The sequence below is a fragment of the Mucilaginibacter sp. GW821-FHT07G05 genome (assembly GCF_059418565.1).
In genome coordinates, this window is record NZ_JBWKQC010000003.1 from 63,307 (window position 1) to 89,555 (window position 26,249).

A 26,249-nucleotide genomic window follows, 5' to 3' on the forward strand; every position below is an offset into this window, starting at 1 on the left:
CGAGGTATGAAGCAAGCCTCTACTTACAGAGACGTTGTATATAGCGTATAAATTACCTCGTTTTTCCTATTAGGTGAAGCTATTTATACCCCCGTTTTACCAACACTTGCTTTTGCAAAAGCTTTAGCCATTTCAGTCCTGTTACCTGTATCTTCTACAGCCGATGGCGATGCCAGGCCAAACTCCAGTATTTTTTCGATGATCAGGTGCCTTGCCTTATCAGGTTCTTTCATGGTAGACGATATTTTGTAGGCCAGTAACGCGTTATGGATAAACACCTGCCGACTATAAAAGTAAGTAAGCTGATTTTTGGAGCTTTTATATATCCAAAGAAACAAAGCCGAAATAAGTTCTGTTACGATACCACTTGATATGGTTAAAATTTGCACGTTATCATCAGTAGGTATTTTAAATTGGGGCAGCACCAGTTTGGATAGTATACCTAATATAATAATTATAAAGCCTATCCACATAGCCAATATACTATGCTGGTAGCTGCGGCGTGTTTGCGATAAGCCAATACGGTAATATTGTTCAAGTTCTATACGGCTGTAGTTAACCAGTACTATAAACTTATCTTCGTCGCTCTCTAATATATCTTCATACCGGCCCTGCTTTTCCTGGTTCTCTATACTTTTGTTCAGAAACTCATTTTCGGCGACATCAAAGAACCGATTAAAAACCAGCGGAATTTTATCGCCTAATACAGAAAAAGGCATTATAGGTATTACCACCAAGAACAATATACCTATTGATGCCGCTATAATTTTCAATATGGAAACTAAAATATCGCCATACGGCTTCCATGATAAATTATGAAAACCAAATTCAGACAGGTTTGGAATAAATATCCACCAGCAAAAATAGCCTACAACCCCTACCAGTACTACAAAAAGCAGCGATAATACAAGCAATATCAGTATAACAAACTTATTATTCTTGTTATTTATTAACCTGGCAAAAAGGTTAAAAGATGGCGATGATTGAGTTTCATCCATATTGTTGATTATAAAAGGTTTATAAATATATAATATAATCCTAAACTAATGGAAAAATCGCCATATAGTCATTCTGTTATACACTTTTTGTATAACAGAATGACTATATATGTGAAAAGATCTTTATCTTTTAGCGTAAAGGCAATAAAAAAAGCGGCACTACTAATAGCGCCGCTCATGATATTTTCAAAATTATAATTTTAAACCGATTGTTGTTTCTTTTGCCTTACAGCGGTTATGGCCAACAATGCCATCATCACTATAAATAAAACGCTCGAAGCCAAGCTAATTACTATGCGCCAGGTTTGATGCGCCTCGATACCGCGCATTAAACTGTTGAAGTTAACTATCATCATACCGGTAAATAATACAATAGGCAATAACCAGCGTCGGGTTGTTAATTTTGGCATAATCGAATATAGAAAATGAGTTTTAAACTTCCTAATAGTTAATACTATAACTTAGCAGAATCCTGCAATTCGGTTTCTACCTGGTCGTCGAAGTACAGGCGGTATATCATCCACTCGTTTTTAGGTTTGTAAAACATAAAGGTGAACCTAACCGGCTGCTTTTCGTGTTTCACGAGGTAGCTATACAGTACCAAACTGCCTGATGCTTTCTTTTGAACGATAAGTTCTTTTCCGTGGTAATCGCCCAATAGGGCACGCTCGGCATCAATTTTCGAAACCAGGTCAACCAGTTTGGTAGAATCAACCAGTTTATTGGTTTTAAACAAACCCATTACAGCGGCATTGGTACTTTCTTTTCCGTAGGCTTTAAAAAACTTATCAATCAGCGTAGTTGCGCCGGTAACAGTACCTTGTGGTTTGGCCGCATCGGTAGTAGTTTGGGCATAAGCGCTGCCGCCAAGTAAAAAGCAAAACAAGGCAAGTACAAGGGCCGTTTTTTTCATATTAAAGTAATTGTGAGGCATAGTTTAATTGTTTGCCTATAAAATTAGCTATTTGATGTGTAATATAAAAAGGTGGATGATTTTAAGAGAAATTCTCTGGCCCGATGAATAAGAAACTCTCCGCTTCAATATTAAATTCTGACTGTTATTAAAATCAGAGACTATTCCTCTTCCCTTAGCGCTTCTTTTATCTTCGCCGCGGTTTCGGCCAGTTGCTCATTGGTGAATGATAGTTTTGGGCGGGCGAAATTGATATCGTCAACATTATTTACCGGGATGAGGTGGATGTGGGCATGCGGTACTTCTAAACCGATAACCACTACGCCAACTTTTTTACACGGAATTGCTTTTTTAACGCCTTTGGCCACTATTTTGGCAAATAGCTGCAAGCCTACATACACGTCATCTTCCAGGTCGAAAATATAATCAACCTCAGCCTTTGGGATTACCAGCACGTGCCCTTCGGCCAGGGGACTAATATCCAGAAATGCCAAAAAATCATTGCTTTCGGCAACTACAAGGGCAGGTATTTCACCCGCTATAATTTTTGAAAATATGGTAGACATAGGGAGGGAGTAGATAGTGGTGAGTAGATAGTAGTTTTTGAGTTAGTTATTTAGTGAATGAGCGACTTAGTGAATGAGCGAGTATTTTGGTATTAGTATAATATTCACTCATTCACTAAATCAATCCTTCACTCAATAAATTTACCTGCTTATTTCAAGTATTTCAAATTCTATTTTGCCGGCGGGTACGCTAATTTCGGTTTTGTCACCTACTTTTTTACCTAACAAGCCTTTGGCAATAGGTGATGATACCGATATTTTTCCGGCTTTAAGGTCGGCTTCGGTTTCTGATACCAGCTGGTAGCTCATGGTAGCGCCGTTTTTGATGTTCTTTATTTTAACAACAGATAGCGCCAGTACTTTTGATGTATCCAGTTTTGATTCGTCAAGCAGACGGGCATTTGATAATACTTCTTCAAGCTTGGCTATTTTAGATTCGTGGTGCCCCTGCGCTTCCTTAGCGGCATCGTATTCAGCATTTTCAGATAGGTCACCTTTATCGCGGGCTTCGGCAATCGCTTTCGCGATATTGGCACGCCCGGTTGTTTTTAAATATTGTACTTCTTCTTTTAGTTTGTCTAAACCGTCTTTGGTGTAGTATGCTACATCTGCCATAACGCACAGTTAATTTAAAAATTCAATTATTATTTTGATTCGCTTTGTCAAAAAAAACCGCCCTCCCTTTTTTAAGAAGGACGCATTGACTTAGTTTAAAAAACAAACAAGACTATACGGGCCGTATGCCTGTATAGTCTTGCTTTGGTATAAAACGAAGATAAGAGATTTAAATTTTATAATCCAAATTTTTTTGAACGTTAAATTTTAAAGAAGCGTTAATAACCGTTTCTTCCTTATCGCTTAAACGCTGTTATTTAAGGGGTTCCAGTTTTTGGGCAAGCACCTCGCTTATTTTGCGGTACGAGTCAAATGTCCATCCAGCCACATGCGGACTAAGGATCACTTTATCTGATTTTCGCAGGTCTTCAAACCATTCCTGTTCACCTAACGACGGGAACTTTTCTACCTCCAGTACATCCAAACCGGCACCTATAATTTTGCCGCTGTTTATGGCGTTCAGCACCGCGCGTACCCTTGCTGTTTTACCGCGTGATGTGTTGATAAAGAAGATCGGTTTTTTAAAATGGAACAGGTATTCATCATCAACCAGGTACTGGGTTTCAGAGGTAAGCGGCACGTGCAGGCTCAATACATCGCTGTGCTTTACAATCTCTTCCATACTCACCTCGCGGGCGTAACGGTCGGAGAAACCGGTTTTATATTTATCATAAGCGATAACATCAACCCCAAAGCCCGATAGCTTTTGGGCGAAGCTTTGCCCCATGTGGCCGTAGCCAATAATGCCCACGGTTTTGCCCTTCAGCTCATAACCACGGTTCTTTTCGCGCTGCCATAAACCGGCACGCACTTCGGCATCGCCCAGGTTAAGTTTGTTCATTAAAGAGAGCAGCAGGCCCACCGCGTGTTCGCCTACCGCGTCTGAATTTCCTTCGGGGGCATTAAGTATGGTGATGCCTTTTTGCTCAGCATACTCACCGTCTATATTATCTATACCGGCACCTGCGCGAGTAATAAAACGCAGGTTGGTAGCGGCATCCATCACGGTTTTATCTACCTCAAATTTCGAGCGGATAGCCAGTCCCTGGTAATTGGCAATTACAGGCAAAGTATCGGCCAGTGTAAAATCGGGATGATAATCACATATATAACCTTTGGCCTCGGCGCCTTGCATGTAGGCAGGGTGCAGGTCGTCAACAATTAATATTCTATTTTCCAAAATGTACAAGTATTATTAAAGCAAATGTATGAATCTGACGGCTTTGCAGCCACTAAATTGAATACATATTGGTAGCAGATTTGTAATAATACGGGCACTACCACACTCTAATATAAAACTGGCATGCGAATAGCGTTATAAATGCAGGGTTTTCCCTTTATAAACATTAAAATGAAACCAATAAAACAAATAGGTACCGATATAAAAGTATACGCCGATAAATTATCCCGCGAGGGCTTCAGGCAAATTTTTGATCGTATAGATCAGCTCAATGTTAAAAAGGGCGTGGATACGCTCGGGCTGGATAAATTTATTAACCAATGCGCTTACCTGGCAGCAGGTTCAGGTGTAATATCGGGCAGCGGCGGTATTGTTACCATGCTGGTAGGTTTACCGGTTGACGTGGTTAACCTCATTACCCAGCAGTTTAGGGTAACCATGGCCATTATGTACTATAACAAGGGCAGTTACAAAGTAAGTTTTGAAGAGTTTATGTCGCTGGTAGCAGCATCACTTAAGGTAGAAGCAGGCGTAGCCGTTACCAAAAATATAATGGAGGCCGTTGCCGAAAAACTGGTGATGAAACTTGGTGCACGCGCAGCCCAGCGCCTGGTACCCATAGTAGGGGCAGTGATAGGCGGCACGGCAAATTACATCTTCATTAAAAGAATGTCGGAATCGGTTAAGGAGCTGCACACCATAACCAGGCCAATAGCCATACCGGTAAAATAAACTATTTACGACCGGCCTCTATTTTATTGGTCAGGTCTACAAAATCTTTCACGGTAAGGCGTTCAGCACGAAGATCGAGCAGCGGTTCGTCGGTCATTTTTTCCTTATTAATGAGCGATGATACCGCGTTGCGCAAAGTTTTACGTCGTTGGTTAAAGCCGGCTTTTACTACCTGCCAAAATAATTTCTCGTCGCAATCAAGCTTTTGGGTTTCGTTACGGCTTAAACGAATCACGGCCGATAATACCTTCGGTGGCGGATTAAACACGCCTGCTTTTACGGTAAACAAATATTCTACCTTATAATAAGCCTGTAAAAAAACGCTTAGTATGCCATACTCTTTACTGCCTGCCTTGGCGTTGCAGCGTTCGGCTACTTCTTTCTGGAACATGCCCACCACTTCCAGCACCTGGTCGCGGTTATCCAATATCTTAAAAAGTATTTGTGAGGATATATTATAGGGGAAGTTGCCTATTACAGCCATAGGGCCATTAAAGGTAGCTGCAAAATCAAGCTCTAAAAAATCGGCATTCAGCAAACGGCTGCCCAGTTGCGGATACTTCTTCTGCAAAAACAGGTACGATTCGGTATCGATATCTATCAGTGAAGTTTCGTATTCGGTTTTTTGCAGCAGGAAATCGGATAGTACACCCATACCCGGGCCTACCTCCAGTACCTGTTGGTAACCTTTTTCGGGCCGCAGGCTCTCTACAATTTTTGCGGCTATATTTTTGTCAGTAAGAAAATGCTGACCCAGATGCTTTTTTGCCCTTACTAACGACATGCTATACAATTATTAAGCAAATTAAGGCATATTTGTGTTTTAATCAGGAACTTTAAACCTAAAAATCTTTTATTTGCAATTTGCTAAAGCTAAAAAGGCAAAATAATAAGTATAAAATAAGGCATTAAAGTGCATAATACCGGCGTAATATTATTGCAGACCGGCGTAAACCACATATATAAAATGAGCGGAAAAATAAGAGTTGGTATCAGTATAGGCGACGTAAACGGCATAGGATTAGAGATAATCATAAAAACGCTGTCTGAAAGCAAGGTTTATGAATATTGTACACCTGTTGTTTACGGGCATACTAAGGTAGCCTCATTTTACCGCCGCATAGGTAATGCTACGGAGTTTAATTTTAATGTAATTACCCATCCATCGCAAATGCAGCATGGCAAACCCAACATGATCAATTGCTGGGAAGAGGATGTAAAGCTGGAGCCCGGTGTAATAAATGCTACCGGCGGTAAATACGCGCTGCTATCACTGGCACGCGCTACCGACGACCTGCTGGCCGGCGAACTCGACGCTTTAGTAACCGCGCCCATCAATAAATATAACATTCAAACAGAAACGTTTAATTTTCCCGGCCATACCGAATATTTGCAGCAAAGGGATAACGCTGCCGAATCGCTGATGTTTTTGGTGAGCGATACCCTGCGGGTAGGGGTGGTAACGGGCCATATCCCGGTTACCAAAATAGCGCAAAGCATTACGGTCGAAAAAATACTGGCCAAGCTTAAGCTGATGGATGCCAGTCTTCGTAACGATTTCTGGATCCGTAAACCTAAGATCGCCGTACTGGGGCTTAACCCGCACGCGGGCGATAATGGCCTGATAGGCAGCGAAGAAAAAGAAATAATAATACCCGCCCTTGAAGAAGCCCGTGCTAACGGCATTATGGCGTTTGGCCCGTATGCCGCCGATGGTTTTTTTGCCAACGGCAGCTATATGCAGTTTGATGCCGTGCTGGCCATGTACCACGATCAGGGTTTGATCCCTTTCAAGCAGATCGCTTTTGAATCGGGCGTAAATTTTACCGCCGGGTTGAACTTTGTACGCACCTCGCCCGATCATGGTACCGCTTATGACATTGCCGGGAAGAACATAGCATCCGAAGTATCATTCCGCGAAGCATTGTTTTCGGCGCTGCACATCGTAAAACACCGCCGCGAAAATATTGAACTGAACGAAGATCCGCTGGCCTTTACCAAACTAAGCCGCGACAGGGATTAAGTCCCGGCTTTTAAATGCGGATTTTTTAAAGGTTATTTCATACACGGCTTTTAATAATAAGCATACCTTTGCAGTAATTACTGTAAGTAATTGGTGGTTAAGTATTGATAGCGGTGCGAACACCTATTTGCGGCGAAAGCCGAATAAAAGGCAGGTATTGCTAACCGGGCGATCTTTATCATCAACACGATCAGTTGGTTAGCGGGTGTTTTTCATAAATAAAAAAACACTTTACAGTTATAGTATTTTTCCATACATTTGCGGGCTAATTGTTGCTCATTGAAATCGCTTAGAAAATATTCGATTCCGTTTACAGGTTTGGCTTTGGGAAAGCACCGGTTTGAGTTTGATATCACAGACTCATTCTTTGATGAATTTGAATATTCATTGGTGAAAAAAGGCAACCTCAAGTGTGTGGTAGAACTGGAGAAGCAGGAAACTATGCTGATACTGGATTTCCATATTACGGGTACAGTTAATATGAATTGTGACAGATGCTTATCTGAATACCTGCAACCTGTAGATATTGAAGAGCAGCAGATAGCAAAATTCACTGAAGAAGAAATTGACGGGGACGACGACATCATTACCCTCGGTAAAAATGATCACGAGATCAGTATAGCCGCGCTGGTGTATGAATATATTAATGTATCGGTGCCATTTATAGCAGCGTGCAGTAATGAAGGTAACGGCCGCGATTGTGATAAAGTAATGCTGGAAAGCCTTGAAAAGCTATCAGCTAATGATGAACAGGATGAGACGACGGACCCACGTTGGGACGCGCTCAAGAAGATTAAATAAATTTATACCAGGAAGTTATGCCACATCCAAAAAGAAAAATTTCGAAATCAAGAAGAGATAAACGCAGAACGCATGATAAAGCAGTAGCGCCAACTCTAACTACTTGTGCCACTACAGGTGCAGTTCACCTGCCACACAGAGCTTATACTGTTGATGGTAATTTATACTATAACGGTAAATTACTTATAGACAACACAGCAGTAGCATAAGTTTAATTTTCTGAAATGAAGATTGGCTTAGATATTATGGGCGGTGATTACGCTCCCAAAGCTACGGTTTTAGGGGCTATCGAAGCTTATAAAACATTATCCGCTGACCAAAAGTTAGTACTTATTGGTGACAGGGAGATTGCTACATCCATTTTGCAGGAAAATAATGCGAACCCTGACAACTTCGAATTTGTACACACAACCGAAGTGATAGGCATGGGCGAGCACCCTACCAAGGCCATTGTTCAAAAGCCCGACTCAAGTATTAGTGTTGGGTTTAAGCTGCTTAAAGAAGGCTACATTCAGGCTTTCTCATCGGCAGGTAACACAGGTGCCATGCTGGTAGGCGGTATGTTCAGCGTTAAAACCATTCCGGGTGTTATACGCCCGGCCATGACTACCATTGTACCCAAACTGAAAGGCGGTTTGGGTATTTTGTTGGATGTAGGTGCCAATGCTGATTGCAAACCTGATAACCTGCTGCAATTTGGCGTGCTTGGCAGTTTGCTTGCCGAATCGGTATATGGTATCAGCAATCCTCGGGTAGCGTTAATGAATATTGGCGAAGAAGAGGAAAAAGGTAACCTGCTTACCCAGGCATCATACCATGTAATGAAGGATACCAACATGTTTAACTTTGTAGGTAATATTGAAGGCCGCGATTTATTTAGCGGCGAGTTTGATATTGCCGTTTGCGATGGTTTTACAGGTAACGTTATCCTTAAACTTGCCGAATCCTTTTACGTGATCACGCTGAAAAAAGGATTTAAAGACGAATTTTTTGACAGGTTCAATTACGAGCAATACGGCGGCAGCCCTATACTCGGTTTAAACCAGCCTGTTGTTGTGGGGCATGGCATATCAAGTCCTGAGGCCATAAAAAATATGGTTCTGTTATCAAAAAATATGGTTGAGAGCAACCTTATTGATAAAATTAAGCAAGCATTTCAGTAAAATATTGAAAAGATGAGTAAAATTCATGCTGCTATTACCGCTGTTGGAGGTTACGCGCCCGATTATATTTTGACCAACCAGGAACTCGAAACCATGGTTGATACAAATGACGAGTGGATAACTTCGCGCACCGGTATTAAAGAGCGGAGAATACTAAAAGGCGAAGGTTTAGCCACATCAGACCTCGCCGTGCCCGCAGTTCAGGATCTTCTGAAAAAGCGTGGTATAGGCCCCGAAGAAATAGAACTTATTATATTTTGTACTACTACCCCCGATTTGCAATTTCCGGCAACGGCAAATATTTTCGCGCATAAAATTGGCGCGGTAAACGCATGGGGCTGGGATATGCAGGCTGCATGTTCGGGTTTCCTTTTCGGCTTAACTACCGCCGCGCAATTTATTGAGAGCGGTAAACACACTAAAGTACTGGTAGTAGGTGCCGATAAAATGTCGGCCATGATTGATTATACTGACCGTGCCACCTGTATCATTTTTGGCGATGGCTGCGGTGCAGCTTTAATTGAGCCCGATTATGAAGGTAACGGCGTAATTGATTCTATATTAAAGAGCGATGGCTCGGGTATACCGTTCCTGCACCAAAAGGCAGGTGGTTCATTACGCCCGGCAAGCCACGAAACCATTGATGCCCGCGAGCATTTCGCTTACCAGAACGGCCCGGCTGTATTTAAGTTTGCTGTAACCAGCATGGCTGATGTAGCTGCCGAAATTATGGAGCGTAATGAGCTTGGCGCCGATGATATTGCATGGCTTGTACCACACCAGGCCAACAAACGTATTATTGATGCCACTGCCAGCCGTACAGGCGTAAGCCCAGAGAAGGTAGTGATCAATATTGAGCGTTACGGCAACACAACAAACGCAACCATCCCGCTATGCTTATGGGAGTGGGAAAATAAATTTAAAAAAGGCGACAACATTATTTTAGCTGCTTTTGGCGGCGGGTTTACCTGGGGTTCTGTTTATTTAAAATGGGCTTACTAAAATAATTTTCGCAACTTTTTTCATTTAATTTGTTATAACTTAGATAATCACTTTATCCCCAAACCAATTAATACCAGATATGGATATTAAACAAATTCAGGATCTTATTCGCTTTGTTTCAAAAGCCGGTGTAAACGAAGTGTCAATTGAGCAAGTCGACTTTAAGATCACGATAAAGACGAACCAGGCGCCAACTATTGTTAACGCTACCATACCGGCACAACCTGTTGCAGCACCTGCACCGGTTGCCGTTGCTAACATTGCCGAGCCTGTGGCTGCCGCTGTTACCGCGGTTGCCGAAAATGCTAACTACATTACTGTAAAATCACCAATGATCGGTACTTTCTACCGTTCGGCCGGACCCGAAAAACCTATGTTTGTTAACGTAGGCGACGAGATAAAACCGGGCACCGTGGTTTGCATTATTGAAGCCATGAAACTTTTCAACGAAATTGAGTCGGAAGTATCGGGCCGTATCGTTAAGATACTGGTTGATAATTCTTCTCCGGTTGAGTACGATCAGCCTTTGTTTTTGGTTGAGCCAATATAATATATACCGATGTGCAGATGTACAATTGAAAGATAATTGATGTGCAAATGTGCAGATACGCGAATACCTTATTCAACCATCTGCACATTTGCACTTTTTAGCTTTTGGTACATTTGCATATCGGCACATTTACACATCTGCATATTATAAATTATGTTCAAGAAAATATTAATAGCTAACCGTGGTGAAATTGCCCTGCGAATTATTCGCACCTGTAAGGAAATGGGCATCAAAACAGTAGCTGTATATTCAACTGCCGACCGCGAAAGCCTTCACGTGCGCTTTGCCGATGAAGCGGTATGTATCGGTCCGCCGGCAAGTAAAGATTCTTACTTAAATATCCCTAATATCATTTCGGCTGCCGAGGTTACCAACGCTGATGCTATCCATCCGGGTTATGGTTTCCTGTCTGAAAACGCCAAGTTTTCGGCTATTTGCGCCGAGTATGGTATTAAATTTATAGGTGCCACTGCCGATCAGATCAACGCCATGGGCGATAAGGCATCGGCAAAAGAAACCATGAAAAAGGCCGGCGTGCCAACCATTCCGGGTTCGGAAGGTCTGCTTAGCTCGGTAAAAGAAGGTATCGCCATTTCACGTAAAATAGGTTACCCTGTAATACTTAAAGCTACTGCCGGTGGTGGTGGCCGTGGTATGCGCGTGGTATGGAAAGACGAAGAGTTTGAAAACGCCTGGGATTCTGCCCGTGCCGAATCAGGCGCAGCCTTCGGTAACGATGGCATGTACCTGGAGAAGTATGTGGAAGATCCGCGTCACATCGAAATACAGATAGTGGGCGACCAATACGGTAAAGTATCGCACCTTTCAGAACGCGATTGCTCTATCCAACGCCGTCACCAAAAACTGGTAGAAGAAGCGCCATCGCCATTCATGACCGAAAAACTGCGTAAAAAAATGGGTGATGCCGCTGTAAAAGGCGCTAAAGCCGTTAAATATGAAGGTGCCGGTACCATTGAGTTTTTGGTTGATAAAAACCGCAACTTCTACTTTATGGAGATGAATACCCGTATACAGGTAGAGCACCCGGTTACCGAAGAGGTGATCAACTTCGACCTGATCAAAGAACAGATCAAAGTTGCTGCCGGTATCCCTATCTCAGGTAAAAACTACGAGCCAACAATGCATGCCATTGAGTGCCGTATCAATGCCGAAGATCCTTTCAACAACTTCAGGCCGTCACCTGGCCGCATTACCAATTTCCACTCTCCGGGTGGCCATGGTGTGCGTGTAGATACACATGTGTACTCGGGTTACAGCATACCGCCTAACTACGATTCAATGATAGCCAAGGTTATTTGCGTGGCGCAAACCCGCGAAGAAGCCCTGAGCACCATGGAGCGCGCGCTGAGCGAGTTTGTTATCGAGGGTATAAAAACAACTATTCCTTTCCACCTGAAATTGCTTAAAGACCCTAACTTCCGTGCGGGTAACTTTACTACCAAGTTCATGGAAACCTTTGAATATTCTGCAGATTAAAAAACTGATTTGATACAATAGAACGTAAATGCCCTTGCTACCCTAAAGCAAGGGTATTTTAAAATACATACATGAGCGACGATAACAAACTTATTAAGGCCATCAAAGATAAAGGCAAAACCATGGAAGCCGAAATGTCTTTCTTTGATCATCTGGAAGCCTTAAGATGGCATTTAATAAGAGCCTCCATCGCTATCGTTTTCTTTACCATCCTGGCGTTTTGCTTTTACGATTTTGTGTTTGATAAAGTAATTATGGGCCCAATGGATCCGCAGTTCTTTACCTACCGCATGCTTTGTAAACTGGGCGATTACCTGCACAGGCCGGGCTTTTGTATAGATAAAATTCCGGGTAAAATTATCAATACCGAAATGGCCGGGCAGTTCACGCTGCAAATCAATTCGGCGCTCATTATCGGTATTACGCTTGGTTTCCCTTATTTATTATGGGAAATATGGCGTTTTGTTAAACCTGCGCTGCACGAAAAAGAACGTAAATCGGCCAGTGGCTTTGTATTTTACGCGTCGATGCTGTTTGTATTGGGTATCCTGTTTGGTTACTATGTGGTTACGCCCGAGTCTATCTCATTTTTGGCAGGTTACCAGGTAAGTAAAATTATTGAAAATACGTTCACGATAGATTCATACCTGTCATCGGTAGCTACGCTTACGCTGGCTACGGGAATTGTTTTCGAGTTGCCTATTATTGTTTACGTACTATCAAGCCTTGGTGTTTTAACCGCCAAATTTATGAAGAGCGGCCGCCGTTACGCCGTGGTAGCTATACTGGTAGTAGCAGCGGTAATTACCCCTACGCCCGATATTTTAACCATGACAGTGGTTGCTATACCGCTGTTCCTGCTTTATGAAGTGGGTATTATGGTAGCCGGTGTAGTGGAGAAAAGAAAACTGAAGAAAGAAGAGCTGGCTGCACTGTAATATCAAAATAGTTACTTATAACTTTACACAATTATTAATACATTTAAAGCCATGAAACAAGGTTTAAAAATTGCTATTGGTGCAGATCATGCCGGGTTCGCGTTAAAAGAACAGGTAAAGGAATTGCTGGGCGATGCAGAGGTTAAGGACTTTGGTACTTACTCTACGGAATCAGCCGACTATCCTGATTTTTCACACCTTGTAGCATCAGCAGTTGAAAAAGGCGAAGCCGATTACGGTATCCTTTTATGCGGTACCGCTAACGGTGTTGCTATTACTGCCAACAAACACCAGGGCATCCGCGCGGCACTTTGCTGGAAACCCGAAGTAACCGTACCTGCACGCAGCCATAACGATGCCAACGTACTTTGCATCCCGGCACGTTTTGTAACCCTTGAAGAAACCAAAGAAATACTCGATATATTTTTCACTACAGAGTTTGAAGGCGGCAGGCATGCTACCCGTGTAGGTAAAATATCTTGCTAATAATAAAGCATAAAGACATATCCCGGGAGTAATTCCGGGATTTTTTAGTTGATAATAATTGTACATGAACATGAAGAAGGTAACATTATGGGTTGCGGCAGCGGTGGTGATCACCTCGGCGGCGTATGCCCAAAAAAATCCTGTCGCGGTGAAGTATGCAAAATACATTAGCGTAGAGGATGCGAAAAAACACTTAACCATACTGGCATCTGACGAGTTTGAAGGCCGCGAAACAGGAAAACCGGGTGCCGATAAAGCAGCGAAATATATAGCCGCCGAATTTAAAAAACTGGGTTTGCAGGCTCCGGTAAAAGGATCGTACTTTTTAGATGTGCCTTTAACCGAAAACTCTTTCAACATCAGCGCGTTTACCGCCAACGGTACTTCATTTGCAAGCGGTAAAGATTTTTATTCTTTCGGTCCGGCTGCTGCCAAAACAGTTACCGCTAACGATATCGTTTTTATAGGTTACGGTATTGGCGATGAAAAATACGACGACCTGAAAGGTATTGACATTGCAGGCAAAGTAATAGTTTACATTTTTGAAGGTGAACCCATGAAGGGCGGGCTATCGGTAATTACCGGTAAAGCCGAAAAATCAGAATGGGCTACCAGCCGCAGCAAACGCGTGCAATATATCCAAAGCAAAAAACCTGCGCTTATACTGGGTGCAAGTCCGGCGGTAGCTAACAATATTAAACGTTACGGCACAAGCATTTTGGCCCCGCGCTTAACCCTTAAAAAGGAAACTGTTGCGGCAACCGCTCCTGAACTGCCTGTGGTAATTAACATCACTACTGATGTATTTAACCAATTACTGAAAAGCACAGGTAAAACCTACGAGCAACTGAAAGCCGAAATAGATTCTACCGGTACGCCAAAATCGCAGGTGGTTAAGGCTGAGGTATCGGTATCTTACGGTACGGTAAATAAAGATGTAAAGGCTGTTGACGTACTGGGTTTTCTTCCGGGATCAGATCCTAAACTGAAAAAAGAAGTGCTGGTAATATCGGCCCACTATGATCATATTGGTTTAGAGCCCGAAGGCAAAGCAGGCGACCGCGTTAATAACGGTGCAGATGATGATGGATCAGGTACTACAGGTGTATTGGAAATAGCTCGTGCTTTCACCCAGGCTAAAAAAGCGGGTAAGGGCCCTAAAAGGAGTATCCTGTTTTTAGGTAACGTAGGCGAAGAGAAAGGTTTATTAGGTTCTGAATATTATTCGGAGCACCCGGTATTCCCATTGGCTAATACCATTACCGATTTGAATATCGATATGATCGGTCGTGTTGACCCGGCCCATAAGGATAACCCTAACTATTGCTACCTGATAGGTTCTGATAAATTGAGCACCATGCTGCACAAGATCAGCGAAAAAGCTAACTCAATTTATACCAACTTAACAATTGATTATAAGTATAATGACCCTAACGATCCGGAGAAGATCTATTACCGTTCTGATCATTATAACTTTGCTAAGCATAATATTCCCATCATTTTTTACTTTAACGGTGTGCACGAAGATTATCACCAACCCGGCGATGAGGTAAGCAAGATCGACTTCCCGATGCTGGTTAAACGCGCGCAACTGGTATTCTACACTGGCTGGGAACTGGCCAACCGTGCCGAACGCCCTGCGGTGGATGTAAAGAACGATATGCCTGCTGAATAATAAGCAAGCATTATTTAATATTATCAAGAGGGATGGGTTAGTAACTCATCCCTCTTGTTTTTTGTCAGGATTTGGCTTTAATAAGATGTTTGATAGAAACTAAATGCGCGAACAGTACTGTTGGTACTACAAAACAAGGCAGCCAATAATAAGGGAATTGCAGTATAGCGATGTTCGGCTGATCGAAACCAAACTGCTGCACCGACGATGGTGCCGATAGTAAGGCGATGACCACAATGTTGAACAGCAAAGCAATGCAGATAAAGTTCCAGGCCAATAAAATAGTTTTGTTCAGGAACGGTTTATAATAGCCAAACAGCAAAATAAAGGGTGCCGTTAAGCCCGATACGATATCAAAATTATGACCCTCAAAAGTCATGATACGAGGGATGTAGTTATGTTGATAAAGTAAAAACAGCACAACTTCTACCGCTATGCGGATGGTATGCAAGCCGGTAAGCAAGCGGGCATTGCTGTTATCTATAAATGCTTTGCCTGCCTTGGTTATAAATAATAATATGATCAGGAGTACAGGTGGCGCCACCAAAAAAATGAACCTTTGCGGTAAACTGGTTACGTTGTGATAAAAACCGGAGTTCACCACAAAGGCTTGTATAATTAACCAGGTGATCACAGCCGTTGCTACGATGGCGGGCTTAGGAGTTGCTTTAAGTAATATAACTAAGGTAAGTAAAGCGGTTATTATAAATAAGGCATTTACATAAATTGGTAAAGTTTCCATTTGCGTTGTTATTAATGTAATGCAAATGAATGGTTATGCGGCGGTAATAATCTTGCCATTTGGCAATAAATGAGTGTGTTAGCTTTTTTTACCAATTTCTTTACGGATGCGGCTAAGCGAAGTATCTGTTATGCCAAGATAGGATGCAATGGTTTTTAGCGGCGCGTTCTTGATAATTTCCGGATTGGTTTTTAATAGGTTCGCATACCGCTCTTCAGCAGTTTCGGTGATCATAGATAATGTGCGGGTTTTAAGGGCGGTAAACCCCTTCACCAAAACAGATCGCCCAAACTCCCGGAACTCGGGCATGGCATGAAACAACGTATTCAGTTCTTCGTAAGTAATAAACCAGCCTTTGCTATCTACTAAAGCCTGAATGTTCTCTTTAGATGTAACCCTGTTAAAATACGATGATACTTCAAATACCATTTGATTTGGTGAGTAAAATCCTGTGGTAACTTCGTTGCCCTCTACATCGTGGGCGAAAGCCCGTAGAAAACCACTGGCTAAAAAAAGGTAATGGCTGCAAATATGCCCGCTTTCTAAAAAGTACTCGTTTTTGGCAATAGCTTTCTCTTTAAAATGTGCGGCAATCTTTTGCGCCCCTGTTAACGATACCAGTTGACTATTATGTAAAAACTGAACTAATTGCGCGTTATCCATCAAATAAAAATAGTTAAAAAACGGTTGGCTTTCTTTGGAGCTGTAAAGAAACCATTTTTAGGTATTCATGTTCACAGCCATTGGGGTTTTAAAACTTTAAGCAGGTACAGTTTTTTGTAAAAAATATTAACTTAGCCTTTATGGGAAACACTGCCGACGATTTTTTGATTGCTGCTGAGGATAAGGCATTTGACATGAACCACCGCGCCATTATCAATAATAGTATTGATAAGTATGATAACGCGGTTAAGGTAGGGCTATCAAAAATAGCCAACCTTGAAAATGCCAAACGCAAAGCGCATGTCATTAAATGGAAGGTGATGGAAAACCTGGATAAGCTGTTGCCCGAGTTTGAATCTAACTTTCAGCGTCGCGGCGGTAAAGTGATTTGGGCTAACGATGCCGAAGAGGCCAACAAGGAGATCCTGAATATATTACAGCGGGTAGGTGCTAAAACGGTAGTAAAATCAAAATCGATGGCTACCGAAGAAATTCACCTCAACGAGTTTTTGCATAATAACCAGGTAGAGGCCATAGAAACCGATCTGGGCGAATATATATTACAATTGCTGGGGCAGGCACCCTATCATATTGTAACCCCGGCCATGCACCTCTCCAAAGAGGATATCGCTAAGCTGTTCAACGAAAAATTCGGTACGCCGATAGATGCCACGCCCGAGCAGATCACCCAAAAAGCACGTGAACTATTACGAGAAAAATATTTACAGGCCGAAGTGGGCATTACCGGCGCTAACTTCCTGATAGCCGATTCGGGCAGTATTGCCATCAGCGAAAATGAAGGTAACGCGAGGTTGAGCACCTCCTTCCCGAAGGTACACATCGCGGTAGTAGGTATTGAAAAACTGATCCCCTCCATTACCGACCTCGACCTGTTTTGGCCTATGCTGGCCACGCATGGCACCGGGCAAAATTTAACGGTATACAACACCATATTGAGCGGTCCGCGGCAAGCCAATGAAACTGATGGCCCTGATGAAATGTACGTGGTGTTGTTAGATAACGGGCGCACCAATCTGCTGGCTCAAAAAGATCAGCGGCAGGGATTATATTGTATCCGCTGCGGGGCATGTTTAAGTGCTTGTCCGGTTTATCAAAATATAGGAGGCCACAGCTATCAAACTACTTACAGCGGCCCAATAGGCTCTATCATTACCCCGCATACCGATGGTATGGATAAGTTTAAACACCTGAGTTACGCATCGAGCTTGTGTGGTAAATGCAGCGAGGTGTGCCCGGTTAAAATTGATATCCATAAAATGCTTTTGCTTAACCGCCGCGACGCGGTAAACAGTGGACTGGTAACCAAAAAAGAGCAATGGGGTTGGGCCTTATGGAAAAAGCTCATGCTAAGCCGTAAGCTCACGGATTTTTTTAGCGGGAAAACTAAAAACTATTTCATCAAAATGTTCTTTAATAAAACCTGGGGCCACCTGCGTAATCTGCCAAACGTAGCAGACAAATCATTTAGCAAGCAGTGGCAGCAAAAGGACAAATCAGAACTATAATAATAACATGCGCAAAATAATATTGAACCTGGCCATGAGCCTTGATGGTTACATTGAAGGCCCTAACGGCGAGTACGACTGGTGCTTTGCCGACCAGGATTACGGTATGGAGGAGTTCACCAACAATACCGACGCGATATTCATAGGCCGCAAAAGTTATGAACTGATAGCCGCCGAACCCGAAATGTTCGGCCCTAAAAAGCTGTATGTGTTTTCGGATACGCTGCAACAGCCAGGAGGTAATGTAGAAGTGATCAGAAGCGCTGATTTTGTAGAATCTATTGAGCGTATCCGCCACGAGGAGGGACTGAATATATGGCTTTTCGGCGGCGCGAGTTTGGTGTCGAAATTCATTGAACACGATCTGATCAACGAGATGATGTTGTCGGTTCACCCCGTAATTTTGGGCGCAGGTAAACCCCTGTTTCAGGATATTAAAGAACGCACCGAACTTACGCTGATCAAACACATCCCTTATGATACCGGTTTAGTGCAGTTGTACTACACCACCAAACCCAAGTTTGATTTGAGCATGCTGGATATTGATCCTAACTTTTAGGAAGGACACCATAAAAATGTCATATTCCTTGCGCTCGTTTGTAACGAGCGCTTAACATGGGATAGCGATTGCATCGCACGGAGGCGTCACAGACGCCAAGCCACTTTAAGCACTCGTTGCAAACGAGCTCAAGAGTATATGAGTGCAAGGGTATATAAACCAAAACGGGACCATCAAATGACGGCCCCGTTTTAGTTTGAAAAATTATTAATGTTAAAGTTTAGTGTTTATCGCCAAAGCCAAACTCTTTGTAGGTGTTCGGCAATTCGTTAGCGCTGCTGAAAGCGAAGGTGTATGATGTCCACCAGGTGTCGAAATCAGCATTTTTATCGGCAGATGCTTCGGTACGTACCGCTTTTAGCATGTAAATACCTTCGCGGCTTAGTTTAAAAAAGAATTGTCCGTTGGCATCGGTTACAAAACGTTCGGGGTAAAGGCTGCCCTTACTCGTCCTGATATACAGGTCAACATGGCCCGATTGCAGTAACTTTCCCTTAAAATAAAGCAGACCTGTAATATCATCGCCATAATTTAATTTGTACGGGTTATTCTTCAAAACGATCTCGTATTCATCGCCCAATACCTTATCAAATACATTGCCCGATTGCTTATCAACCATCACCAGTGTTTTTAGAAAACGGCTGTAGCGCTCGCGGATGTATTCGTCTTTAATACTTTTCGCTTTGGTGGCAGCCTCGGCCATATCCTCGGTTTCGAGGTGTTTTACATAATCTTCACTCTCGGTTTCATGTATCACCGGCGCGTGGGTAAGGTGCAACAGGGCAAGGCCGCTGTTCAACATTTCGTGCTCGGGGATGGATAGGATGCTATCCTTTGTTGATGCCGGAACATCCGCCTTTTTCGAGCCCTCGTACAATTCAAATTTGGGTGCCGATGGTTTCGGACTTACGTAGTAGTCATCTTTTTGAGGCAGTATGCCGCTGAATATCTTCACATTCAGCTTGTCGCCTTTGTGCAGAAAGAAGTTTTCGGCCAGTAGGTAATAGTCGTTGCCGGCCGTAAAGCTGACGAGGACAAAGAACAGTAATATTAAAGGATAAAAAATGCGTTTCATGGGCCGTGGAGATTAATTATCCAAACATACAAAGTTTTAAAAACTTCAGTAGCTTAGCTATATGATTTTTGACCGCAAAAACCTGGATAATGACACTTTATTGGCATTTTACAAAAAGTTGTTATGGCCTCGCCTGGTTGAAGAGAAAATGCTGATACTGCTGCGGCAGGGGCGTATCGGCAAGTGGTTTTCGAGGATAGGGCAGGAGGCTATTGCCGTAGGCAGTACGCTGGCCATGCACCCCGACGAATATATTTTACCCATGCACCGTAATCTCGGTGTGTTTACCACGCGCGATATCCCGCTTTCGCGCCTGATGGCGCAATGGCAGGGCAAGGCTTCGGGTTTTACTAAGGGGAGGGATAGATCTTTCCACTTTGGTACGCAGCAATACAAGATCATCGGGATGATATCGCACCTCGGGCCGCAATTGGCTTTGGCCGATGGTATTGCGCTGGCGGATGTTTTGGCAGGGCGCGATAACGCTACGCTTGTATTTACAGGTGAAGGAGCCACCAGCGAAGGTGATTTTCATGAAGCGTTGAATGTGGCCGCGGTATGGGATCTGCCGGTCATTTTTTTGATAGAGAATAATGGATACGGCCTTTCGACCCCGACCAATGAGCAATACCGCTGCACCCATTTGGTTGATAAAGCCATTGGTTACGGTATGGAAGGGCGGCGGATAGACGGCAACAACATCCTCGAAGTATACCATACCATTAGCGAACTGGCGGCCGATATAAGACAACGCCCGCGCCCGGTATTAATTGAGTGCGATACCTTCCGGATGCGCGGACACGAGGAAGCATCGGGCACTAAATATGTGCCGCAACATTTGTTCGACGAATGGAAACTGAAAGATCCGCTGGATAATTATGAGCAATACCTCATTAGTGAGGGTGTTTTGAATCAGGATATGGTTGCCGGGTTAAAGGGAAATTTTTGGCTCTCTATTGAACAACAATTGGAACAGGCTTTTAACGAGCCGGATATCATTCCATCGGTAGAAACGGAACTGGCCGATGTATATAAGCCACACGATGCCTTGCCAATACCTCATGGCAACACATTTACCCAAAAACGATACATTGATGCCATTAGCGATGGCTTGCGCGCTGCTATGCGCGAGCACGATAACCTGGTGATAATGGGGCAGGATATTGCCGAATATGGCGGTGCCTTTAAAATAACACAAGATTTTATTGAAGAATTTGGCAAAGCAAGGGTGCGTAATACCCCGATATGCGAATCGGCCATTGTAGGGGTGGCTATGGGTTTGGCGCTGAATGGTTACAAGGCGATAGTTGAAATGCAGTTTGCCGATTTTGTAAGCAGCGGTTTTAACCAGATAGTAAATAATTTGGCTAAAACATGGTACCGCTGGCAGCAGGGAGTAGATGTGGTGATACGCATGCCCGCGGGCGGCGGTACAGGGGCTGGTCCTTTCCACTCGCAAACCAATGAGGCATGGTTCACCAAAACACCCGGACTAAAAGTAGTTTACCCCGCCTTCCCGGCAGATGCCAAGGGTTTGCTGCTTGCCGCTGTAGAAGACCCTAATCCCGTAATGTACTTCGAGCATAAATACCTGTACCGCAATATCAGCGCGGAAGTGCCCGACGGCTATTATACCATTGAGATAGGCAAGGCCGCTACTATACAAAGCGGCAACGAGGTAAGCATTATTACCTACGGATGGGCGGTGCACTGGGCTATGGAATATGCAGCCGCGCACCCGGATATATCTATAGAGATCATCGATCTGCGCAGCCTGCAACCCTGGGATAAAGAAGCGGTAGAAACAAGCGTAAAGAAAACCGGTCGGGTTGTGATCTTACACGAAGACACCCTCACCAACGGTTTCGGCAGCGAAATAGCCGCGCACATTGCCGAACATTGTTTTGCCTGGCTGGATGCCCCCGTAATGCGTTGCGGAAGCCTGGATACCCCAATCCCCATGCATATTGGGCTCGAAAACCAATTTATGGCCAAAAGCAGGTTAGGGGAGGTGATGGATAAATTGATGAAGTATTAGTGAGGTAGCAATTCTTCAACTGTCATGTTAATGTATGAATCCTCACCAACTGTCATGCTGAGGAACGAAGCATCTATCACATATTAGGTCAATAAATAAGATTCTTCATTAAATTCAGAGTGACGAACATGCAGAATGATAGAGACGCTTTTCCTCCTGTCATGCTGAGGAACGAAGCATCTATCGACGACCATTATAGCGAATCAGAATGACAAGTTATCAAGCCTTTGCCTCTCCCGTAAACAAGGGGGCCAATCCATTATATCAACGTTGAGGGATTTCCATTCAGGATTATCTTCTACAATCAGTTCTATCTTACGGCTTCTTTTCCAACCCTTTATTTCTTTTTCCCGGGCTATTGCATCGTTTACATATTGGTGTCTTTCAAACCAAACTAAATAGAAGCATTTGTATTTTGCCGTGAAACTGCCATGCGCGCCAATATTGAAAAAGTGCTCGTATAGTCTTCTCTCTAAATCATTAGTAACTCCCGTATAAATAACCGTTTTGGTGTAGTTAGTGAGTATGTAGGTGAAGAAATTATACTGCTGCATTTAATTAGGTGTATAATAGATGCTTCGTTCCTCAGCATGACAGGGTGGGCAAGAAATAATCATACGAAGTTTTAAAACTTCGTATGATTAAACTATTAAACCCTTTACACCGCTTCTGCCAAATCCACTTCCGGTTCGGTGGCTATTAGCGGGTTGATTGTTTCGTCGTCTTTTTCAACGCGGAGGTTTTGTACGATGTGCTGCTGGCGGGTTGGGGTGTTTTTGCCCATAAAATATTCCAGCAGGCCTTTAATGTTGGCATCTTTTAATATCACCGGGTCAAGGCGGATATCTTTACCTATGAACAAACCAAACTCTTCGGGCGATATTTCACCCAAACCTTTAAAACGGGTTATTTCGGGTTTGTTGCCCAGTTTGGCAATGGCATTGCGGCGCTCTTCGTCACTGTAGCAATAAATAGTTTCCTTTTTATTACGCACCCTAAACAGCGGTGTTTGCAATATAGATACGTGCCCGGCCTTCACCAAATCGGGGAAGAATTGCAGGAAGAAGGTCATCAACAGCAAACGGATGTGCATACCATCCACATCGGCATCGGTAGCCACTACAATGTTGTTGTAGCGCAGCTGATCAATACCATCTTCAATATTCAACGCGTGCTGCAACAGGTTGAACTCTTCATTCTCGTACACTACTTTTTTGGTCAGCCCGAAACAGTTGAGTGGCTTACCCTTTAAGCTGAATACCGCTTGCGTCATCACATCGCGCGATTTGGTGATCGATCCGCTGGCCGAGTCGCCCTCGGTAATGAACAGGGTTGTTTCCTGCTTGCGTTCGTGGGTATCATCAAAATGCAGTTTGCAATCGCGCAGTTTACGGTTATGTAATGATGCCTTCTTTGCACGGTCGTTAGCCAGCTTTTTAATACCGGCTATATCTTTACGCTCCCGTTCTGATTGTAGTATGCGCGCTTTTAAAGCATCGGCAGTCGCGGGGTTTTTATGCAGGTAGTTATCCAGTTCGCGTTTAACAAAATCATTGATAAAGCCACGTACCGAAGGTCCGTCAGGTGCAACACTTTGCGAACCCAGCTTGGTTTTTGTTTGCGATTCAAATACCGGCTCCTGCACTTTTATAGCTATCGCGGCTACTATAGATGCACGGATATCGGCCGCGTCATATTCTTTATCATAATACTCGCGAACGGTTTTTACCACCGCTTCGCGGAAGGCCGCCTGGTGTGTACCACCCTGGGTAGTATGCTGTCCGTTCACAAAAGAGTAATACTCTTCGCCATATTGCTGGCCGTGGGTCATGGCTATTTCTATGTCTTCGCCTTTCAGGTGAATAATAGGATAACGCAGGTTAGCGGTGTCTGAATTGCGGTTCAGCAGATCGTAAAGGCCGCGTTCCGACAGGTATTTTTGTCCGTTAAAGTTAAGCGTAAGCCCGGCATTCAGAAACACATAGTTCCATATCATGTTCTCCACAAACTCCGGGATGAAACGATAATGCCTGAAAATGCTGTCATCAGGTGTAAAGTTGATGGCCGTACCGTTACGTTGGGTAGTTTCCTTTTCTGCTTCGTCACGAATCAGTTCGCCCTTTTGGAACTCGGCTATCTTGGTGCGTCCGTCACGGTACGATTGTACAGTAAAAGCGGCCGACAAAGCGTTTACCGCCTTGGTACCCACACCATTTAAACCTACAGATTTTTGGAAGGCCTTACTATCATATTTACCGCCGGTATTGATTTTCGATACGCAATCGATCACCTTACCCAACGGTATACCACGGCCATAATCACGAACAGTTACTTTCTGATCGCTCATATTCACCTCAATGGTGCGGCCGCTGCCCATCACAAACTCATCTATCGAGTTGTCAATGATCTCTTTCAGCAATACATAAATACCATCATCATAGGCCGATCCATCGCCCAGCTTACCGATATACATACCGGGGCGCAGGCGGATGTGCTCTTTCCAATCGAGCGACCGTATACTATCTTCACTATAATTTGCTGCTTCTGCCATATAATAAGCTGATATAAAAATTTACAGGGCAAAAAAGCCCGTGTTTAAGCAAAAATAAAATTTTGAGAGAAACCTGCGGCAGTTAATCTGCTAACTTATTAACAATTGTTGCCGATTGCCTGAACTTAAGGCTGTTACCCGCTTTGTCAACATTCTTAAAAAACTCGGGATTCTTTTCGTTGGTAAAGCATATCATCACAATATTACCGGTGTGGTATTTTTGAAGCGTGATCAGCAACGCGTATTGGTAACGTTTGGTATCGGGCAAATCAAGCAGGTTAAGCATGTATGATTTTCCTGCATCGGCCCGGTAGCGGTTCAATACCGTTGCGGGCAGGTTTTTGGTAAACGACGACTGATCACCGGTTAAGGCCGACGCCTGCGCTTTACCAATTTCGATATAAACCGAATCGGGATTGGCCAGTTTAAGCTTTTCATCGCCCATTACACGTTCATAACTTGCCCAATTCTCTTTTTGCGACCGCACCTGGAACCATACCTCGAAATCCTTCCCCGGAATTTCCATCGCGTAATCAAAAGAAAAATCTTCGTTGTTAACTGCCGGAATTTCTTTAAAGCCCTGTGGCATTATAAAATCGGCATTGGCGCGGTTGGTGATGCGTTTAAATTCGGCAAGTTGCTCGCTGATAACTATAGCGGGTTTTGGCTTGGGTGCAGCAAGTTTGTGTTTACCCTTTGTTTTAACCTGTGCAGTGCCATGTAACGCTATAAAAGCGCATAGCAATACAAGCGATAAGGTTTTCAGCAGTTTAAGTATAGGGTTCACTTTTAGCAGGTAACTTTATATCCGAAGGTAGTTCAAACAAACATTAATTCAAAATTATAATATCAATTCAAAAAATATTTAATAAGCTAATTATAACTTTAAAATTACTTTATAAAACATTTTGAGTCGGTTATGAAACCTGCAATCGAATGTTTGGTTAAATCGCCGCCGTGGCTTTTAATCCAGCAAATATTCTATCACTCTTTTCTGCGAATCGAACCCGCCCAAAGCATCCAGTTTTAAATATTTTACAGCCGTATATACCAGTTCACTTTCAGCGGCATCGGGCGATAAACCTCGCTGTGCAAGGCTGAAACTTCCGGCTTGCAGCAGCGCGTTTAAAGGGATAAGGCCGATAAGTTCGCTGCCGGTTACCGATGTGCCATGTTTGGCCGCCTGTGCTTTTACTTCCTCAAATACGGTATGTACAGGTGTTTGGTTGATGTTGGTGAGGTTCATGGATACCTGGGCCGCGCCATATTCTTCCATATACCAGCCTATTGCCTTTACAAATTTTAAAGCCCCTGGCACCCCTTTATACCCGCGCTGCCGTACGGCGTAAGCAATGGCGTTGGCCACAGGTACTGATGTAGTATCGAGGGTGATGTTATAGGCTACCAGGTAATTACGCGCACCAATAACGGTTGCGCCACGTTTGGCATCCAGTTCCAGCGGACCAAAATCAGGCTGCCAACCTGCTTGTTTTATCTTGCTGAAAAAGCCCTCATATTCGCCCGAACGGATAATGGCCAAGTCGCTTCGGCTTTTATTGGGCTGCGATTCTTCGTACAAATAAACAGGTATGCCCAATTCGGTGCCCACACGTTCGGCAAGTTGGGCTGCATAGCCCACAACCTCCGGCATGGTAACGCCGTTCACCGGCACCAGCGGACAAACATCTGTTGCGCCCATGCGCGGATGTTCGCCTTTTTGGGTGCGCATATCTATCAGCTCACCGGCTTTTTTAATGGCTAAAAACGCGGCTTCAATTACGCCTTCGGGTTCGCCTGCAAAAGTGATGACGGTACGGTTGGCGTCTTTACCGGGATCAACATTTAATAATTTCACACCGGTGGTGCCCGCTATTTCGTTCGCTATAGCGTTGATCACTTCGGTATCGATACCCTCGCTAAAATTGGGCACACATTCTATAATTCGCTTCATGCGAT

General features: G+C 43.6%; 28 protein-coding genes. 14 read left to right on the forward strand and 14 right to left on the reverse strand.

Annotation, left to right across the window (positions count from 1 at the left end):
• Positions 1–83: 83 nt before the first annotated feature.
• The 6 genes from AC07NA_RS08375 to AC07NA_RS08400 form a co-directional block, all read right to left on the reverse strand.
• Entirely contained in the window at positions 84–998 is a 915-nt protein-coding gene (locus tag AC07NA_RS08375) for a TRADD-N-associated membrane domain-containing protein (RefSeq protein WP_494897177.1), read from the reverse strand.
• A 200-nt stretch (positions 999–1,198) separates the two neighbouring features.
• Positions 1,199–1,408, reverse strand: coding sequence for a hypothetical protein (locus tag AC07NA_RS08380; RefSeq protein ID WP_494897178.1), 210 nt, complete (start codon positions 1,406–1,408; stop codon positions 1,199–1,201).
• 44 nt (positions 1,409–1,452) lie between these two features.
• Positions 1,453–1,911, reverse strand: a complete 459-nt coding sequence (locus AC07NA_RS08385) for a hypothetical protein (RefSeq protein WP_494897179.1) — start codon at positions 1,909–1,911, stop codon at positions 1,453–1,455.
• A 161-nt stretch (positions 1,912–2,072) separates the two neighbouring features.
• Positions 2,073–2,477 (reverse strand): HIT family protein, encoded by a 405-nt coding sequence (locus tag AC07NA_RS08390; protein WP_494897180.1) that lies wholly within the window; start codon positions 2,475–2,477, stop codon positions 2,073–2,075.
• A gap of 141 nt (positions 2,478–2,618) precedes the next feature.
• Positions 2,619–3,092: a transcription elongation factor GreA gene (greA, locus tag AC07NA_RS08395; RefSeq protein ID WP_345212397.1), complete on the reverse strand. Its 474-nt coding sequence runs from the start codon at positions 3,090–3,092 to the stop codon at positions 2,619–2,621.
• Between the two features lie 253 nt (positions 3,093–3,345).
• Positions 3,346–4,272 (reverse strand): 2-hydroxyacid dehydrogenase, encoded by a 927-nt coding sequence (locus AC07NA_RS08400; protein WP_494897181.1) that lies wholly within the window; start codon positions 4,270–4,272, stop codon positions 3,346–3,348.
• Between the two features lie 171 nt (positions 4,273–4,443).
• Between AC07NA_RS08400 and AC07NA_RS08405 the strand changes: the two genes are divergently transcribed.
• On the forward strand, positions 4,444–5,004 hold the full coding sequence (locus tag AC07NA_RS08405; protein WP_494897182.1) for a hypothetical protein: 561 nt from the start codon (positions 4,444–4,446) through the stop codon (positions 5,002–5,004).
• Position 5,005: 1 nt separating this feature from the next.
• On the opposite strand, the gene rsmA is transcribed toward AC07NA_RS08405, so the two are convergent.
• Entirely contained in the window at positions 5,006–5,788 is a 783-nt protein-coding gene (gene rsmA / locus AC07NA_RS08410; protein ID WP_494897183.1) for a 16S rRNA (adenine(1518)-N(6)/adenine(1519)-N(6))-dimethyltransferase RsmA, read from the reverse strand.
• 183 nt (positions 5,789–5,971) lie between these two features.
• On the opposite strand from rsmA, the gene pdxA reads away from it, so the two are divergent.
• The 10 genes from pdxA to AC07NA_RS08460 all read left to right on the forward strand — a co-directional run bounded on the left by pdxA (position 5,972) and on the right by AC07NA_RS08460 (position 15,139).
• Positions 5,972–7,027 (forward strand): 4-hydroxythreonine-4-phosphate dehydrogenase PdxA, encoded by a 1,056-nt coding sequence (gene pdxA, locus AC07NA_RS08415; RefSeq protein ID WP_494897184.1) that lies wholly within the window; start codon positions 5,972–5,974, stop codon positions 7,025–7,027.
• A gap of 324 nt (positions 7,028–7,351) precedes the next feature.
• Positions 7,352–7,828: a YceD family protein gene (locus AC07NA_RS08420; RefSeq protein ID WP_494897185.1), complete on the forward strand. Its 477-nt coding sequence runs from the start codon at positions 7,352–7,354 to the stop codon at positions 7,826–7,828.
• 17 nt (positions 7,829–7,845) lie between these two features.
• Positions 7,846–8,037, forward strand: coding sequence for a 50S ribosomal protein L32 (gene rpmF, locus AC07NA_RS08425; protein ID WP_345212403.1), 192 nt, complete (start codon positions 7,846–7,848; stop codon positions 8,035–8,037).
• Between the two features lie 15 nt (positions 8,038–8,052).
• A complete protein-coding gene (gene plsX, locus AC07NA_RS08430) occupies positions 8,053–8,991 on the forward strand; it encodes a phosphate acyltransferase PlsX (protein ID WP_345212404.1) in 939 nt (312 codons plus the stop codon).
• 12 nt (positions 8,992–9,003) lie between these two features.
• Entirely contained in the window at positions 9,004–9,993 is a 990-nt protein-coding gene (locus AC07NA_RS08435) for a beta-ketoacyl-ACP synthase III (protein WP_345212405.1), read from the forward strand.
• 79 nt (positions 9,994–10,072) lie between these two features.
• Positions 10,073–10,543: an acetyl-CoA carboxylase biotin carboxyl carrier protein gene (accB, locus tag AC07NA_RS08440; protein WP_345212406.1), complete on the forward strand. Its 471-nt coding sequence runs from the start codon at positions 10,073–10,075 to the stop codon at positions 10,541–10,543.
• Positions 10,544–10,696: 153 nt separating this feature from the next.
• Positions 10,697–12,040 (forward strand): acetyl-CoA carboxylase biotin carboxylase subunit, encoded by a 1,344-nt coding sequence (accC, locus tag AC07NA_RS08445; RefSeq protein ID WP_345212407.1) that lies wholly within the window; start codon positions 10,697–10,699, stop codon positions 12,038–12,040.
• Between the two features lie 71 nt (positions 12,041–12,111).
• Positions 12,112–12,978, forward strand: a complete 867-nt coding sequence (gene tatC / locus AC07NA_RS08450) for a twin-arginine translocase subunit TatC (protein ID WP_494897186.1) — start codon at positions 12,112–12,114, stop codon at positions 12,976–12,978.
• 51 nt (positions 12,979–13,029) lie between these two features.
• Positions 13,030–13,464, forward strand: coding sequence for a ribose 5-phosphate isomerase B (gene rpiB / locus AC07NA_RS08455; RefSeq protein ID WP_345212409.1), 435 nt, complete (start codon positions 13,030–13,032; stop codon positions 13,462–13,464).
• 70 nt (positions 13,465–13,534) lie between these two features.
• Positions 13,535–15,139, forward strand: coding sequence for a M28 family peptidase (locus tag AC07NA_RS08460; protein WP_494897187.1), 1,605 nt, complete (start codon positions 13,535–13,537; stop codon positions 15,137–15,139).
• Positions 15,140–15,203: 64 nt separating this feature from the next.
• Here AC07NA_RS08460 and AC07NA_RS08465 read toward each other — a convergent pair whose 3' ends face one another.
• Together AC07NA_RS08465 and AC07NA_RS08470 are read right to left on the reverse strand one after the other, a co-directional pair.
• Positions 15,204–15,881 (reverse strand): DUF8737 domain-containing protein, encoded by a 678-nt coding sequence (locus AC07NA_RS08465; protein ID WP_494897188.1) that lies wholly within the window; start codon positions 15,879–15,881, stop codon positions 15,204–15,206.
• A gap of 78 nt (positions 15,882–15,959) precedes the next feature.
• Entirely contained in the window at positions 15,960–16,544 is a 585-nt protein-coding gene (locus tag AC07NA_RS08470; protein ID WP_494897189.1) for a Crp/Fnr family transcriptional regulator, read from the reverse strand.
• Between the two features lie 140 nt (positions 16,545–16,684).
• Between AC07NA_RS08470 and AC07NA_RS08475 the strand changes: the two genes are divergently transcribed.
• Together AC07NA_RS08475 and AC07NA_RS08480 are read left to right on the forward strand one after the other, a co-directional pair.
• Positions 16,685–18,070 (forward strand): LutB/LldF family L-lactate oxidation iron-sulfur protein, encoded by a 1,386-nt coding sequence (locus AC07NA_RS08475; protein ID WP_494897190.1) that lies wholly within the window; start codon positions 16,685–16,687, stop codon positions 18,068–18,070.
• A gap of 7 nt (positions 18,071–18,077) precedes the next feature.
• A complete protein-coding gene (locus AC07NA_RS08480) occupies positions 18,078–18,629 on the forward strand; it encodes a dihydrofolate reductase family protein (RefSeq protein ID WP_494897191.1) in 552 nt (183 codons plus the stop codon).
• Between the two features lie 220 nt (positions 18,630–18,849).
• Here AC07NA_RS08480 and AC07NA_RS08485 read toward each other — a convergent pair whose 3' ends face one another.
• Positions 18,850–19,704, reverse strand: coding sequence for a DUF4198 domain-containing protein (locus tag AC07NA_RS08485; protein WP_494897192.1), 855 nt, complete (start codon positions 19,702–19,704; stop codon positions 18,850–18,852).
• 61 nt (positions 19,705–19,765) lie between these two features.
• Here AC07NA_RS08485 and AC07NA_RS08490 point away from each other — a divergent pair, with 61 nt between their 5' ends.
• Positions 19,766–21,742, forward strand: a complete 1,977-nt coding sequence (locus AC07NA_RS08490; protein ID WP_494897193.1) for an alpha-ketoacid dehydrogenase subunit alpha/beta — start codon at positions 19,766–19,768, stop codon at positions 21,740–21,742.
• Positions 21,743–21,945: 203 nt separating this feature from the next.
• Here the strand turns inward: AC07NA_RS08490 and AC07NA_RS08495 are convergent, their stop codons facing one another.
• From AC07NA_RS08495 to ftcD, 4 genes are all read right to left on the reverse strand, one after another.
• The gene (locus tag AC07NA_RS08495) at positions 21,946–22,296 is read right to left on the reverse strand and encodes a GIY-YIG nuclease family protein (RefSeq protein ID WP_494897194.1); all 351 of its coding nucleotides are present in this window, start codon (positions 22,294–22,296) and stop codon (positions 21,946–21,948) included.
• A 104-nt stretch (positions 22,297–22,400) separates the two neighbouring features.
• Complete coding sequence (locus AC07NA_RS08500) at positions 22,401–24,293, reverse strand: DNA topoisomerase IV subunit B (RefSeq protein WP_494897195.1); 1,893 nt, start codon at positions 24,291–24,293, stop codon at positions 22,401–22,403.
• Positions 24,294–24,375: 82 nt separating this feature from the next.
• On the reverse strand, positions 24,376–25,080 hold the full coding sequence (locus AC07NA_RS08505; RefSeq protein WP_494897196.1) for a hypothetical protein: 705 nt from the start codon (positions 25,078–25,080) through the stop codon (positions 24,376–24,378).
• Between the two features lie 177 nt (positions 25,081–25,257).
• Positions 25,258–26,244: a glutamate formimidoyltransferase gene (gene ftcD, locus AC07NA_RS08510; RefSeq protein WP_494897197.1), complete on the reverse strand. Its 987-nt coding sequence runs from the start codon at positions 26,242–26,244 to the stop codon at positions 25,258–25,260.
• Between the last annotated feature and the right edge of the window lie 5 nt (positions 26,245–26,249).

Coding starts and splice junctions, on each gene's coding strand:
- ftcD (WP_494897197.1), bottom strand. CDS start 26,244: ATGAAGCGAATTATAGAATGTGTGCCCAATTTTAGCGAGGGTATCGAT.
- AC07NA_RS08465 (WP_494897188.1), bottom strand. CDS start 15,881: ATGGAAACTTTACCAATTTATGTAAATGCCTTATTTATAATAACCGCT.
- AC07NA_RS08460 (WP_494897187.1), top strand. CDS start 13,535: ATGAAGAAGGTAACATTATGGGTTGCGGCAGCGGTGGTGATCACCTCG.
- AC07NA_RS08495 (WP_494897194.1), bottom strand. CDS start 22,296: ATGCAGCAGTATAATTTCTTCACCTACATACTCACTAACTACACCAAA.
- rpmF (WP_345212403.1), top strand. CDS start 7,846: ATGCCACATCCAAAAAGAAAAATTTCGAAATCAAGAAGAGATAAACGC.
- plsX (WP_345212404.1), top strand. CDS start 8,053: ATGAAGATTGGCTTAGATATTATGGGCGGTGATTACGCTCCCAAAGCT.
- AC07NA_RS08385 (WP_494897179.1), bottom strand. CDS start 1,911: ATGAAAAAAACGGCCCTTGTACTTGCCTTGTTTTGCTTTTTACTTGGC.
- AC07NA_RS08475 (WP_494897190.1), top strand. CDS start 16,685: ATGGGAAACACTGCCGACGATTTTTTGATTGCTGCTGAGGATAAGGCA.
- AC07NA_RS08490 (WP_494897193.1), top strand. CDS start 19,766: ATGATTTTTGACCGCAAAAACCTGGATAATGACACTTTATTGGCATTT.
- pdxA (WP_494897184.1), top strand. CDS start 5,972: ATGAGCGGAAAAATAAGAGTTGGTATCAGTATAGGCGACGTAAACGGC.
- accC (WP_345212407.1), top strand. CDS start 10,697: ATGTTCAAGAAAATATTAATAGCTAACCGTGGTGAAATTGCCCTGCGA.
- AC07NA_RS08390 (WP_494897180.1), bottom strand. CDS start 2,477: ATGTCTACCATATTTTCAAAAATTATAGCGGGTGAAATACCTGCCCTT.
- accB (WP_345212406.1), top strand. CDS start 10,073: ATGGATATTAAACAAATTCAGGATCTTATTCGCTTTGTTTCAAAAGCC.
- rsmA (WP_494897183.1), bottom strand. CDS start 5,788: ATGTCGTTAGTAAGGGCAAAAAAGCATCTGGGTCAGCATTTTCTTACT.
- rpiB (WP_345212409.1), top strand. CDS start 13,030: ATGAAACAAGGTTTAAAAATTGCTATTGGTGCAGATCATGCCGGGTTC.
- greA (WP_345212397.1), bottom strand. CDS start 3,092: ATGGCAGATGTAGCATACTACACCAAAGACGGTTTAGACAAACTAAAA.
- AC07NA_RS08480 (WP_494897191.1), top strand. CDS start 18,078: ATGCGCAAAATAATATTGAACCTGGCCATGAGCCTTGATGGTTACATT.
- AC07NA_RS08375 (WP_494897177.1), bottom strand. CDS start 998: ATGGATGAAACTCAATCATCGCCATCTTTTAACCTTTTTGCCAGGTTA.
- AC07NA_RS08405 (WP_494897182.1), top strand. CDS start 4,444: ATGAAACCAATAAAACAAATAGGTACCGATATAAAAGTATACGCCGAT.
- AC07NA_RS08500 (WP_494897195.1), bottom strand. CDS start 24,293: ATGGCAGAAGCAGCAAATTATAGTGAAGATAGTATACGGTCGCTCGAT.
- AC07NA_RS08485 (WP_494897192.1), bottom strand. CDS start 19,704: ATGAAACGCATTTTTTATCCTTTAATATTACTGTTCTTTGTCCTCGTC.
- AC07NA_RS08435 (WP_345212405.1), top strand. CDS start 9,004: ATGAGTAAAATTCATGCTGCTATTACCGCTGTTGGAGGTTACGCGCCC.
- AC07NA_RS08470 (WP_494897189.1), bottom strand. CDS start 16,544: ATGGATAACGCGCAATTAGTTCAGTTTTTACATAATAGTCAACTGGTA.
- tatC (WP_494897186.1), top strand. CDS start 12,112: ATGAGCGACGATAACAAACTTATTAAGGCCATCAAAGATAAAGGCAAA.
- AC07NA_RS08380 (WP_494897178.1), bottom strand. CDS start 1,408: ATGCCAAAATTAACAACCCGACGCTGGTTATTGCCTATTGTATTATTT.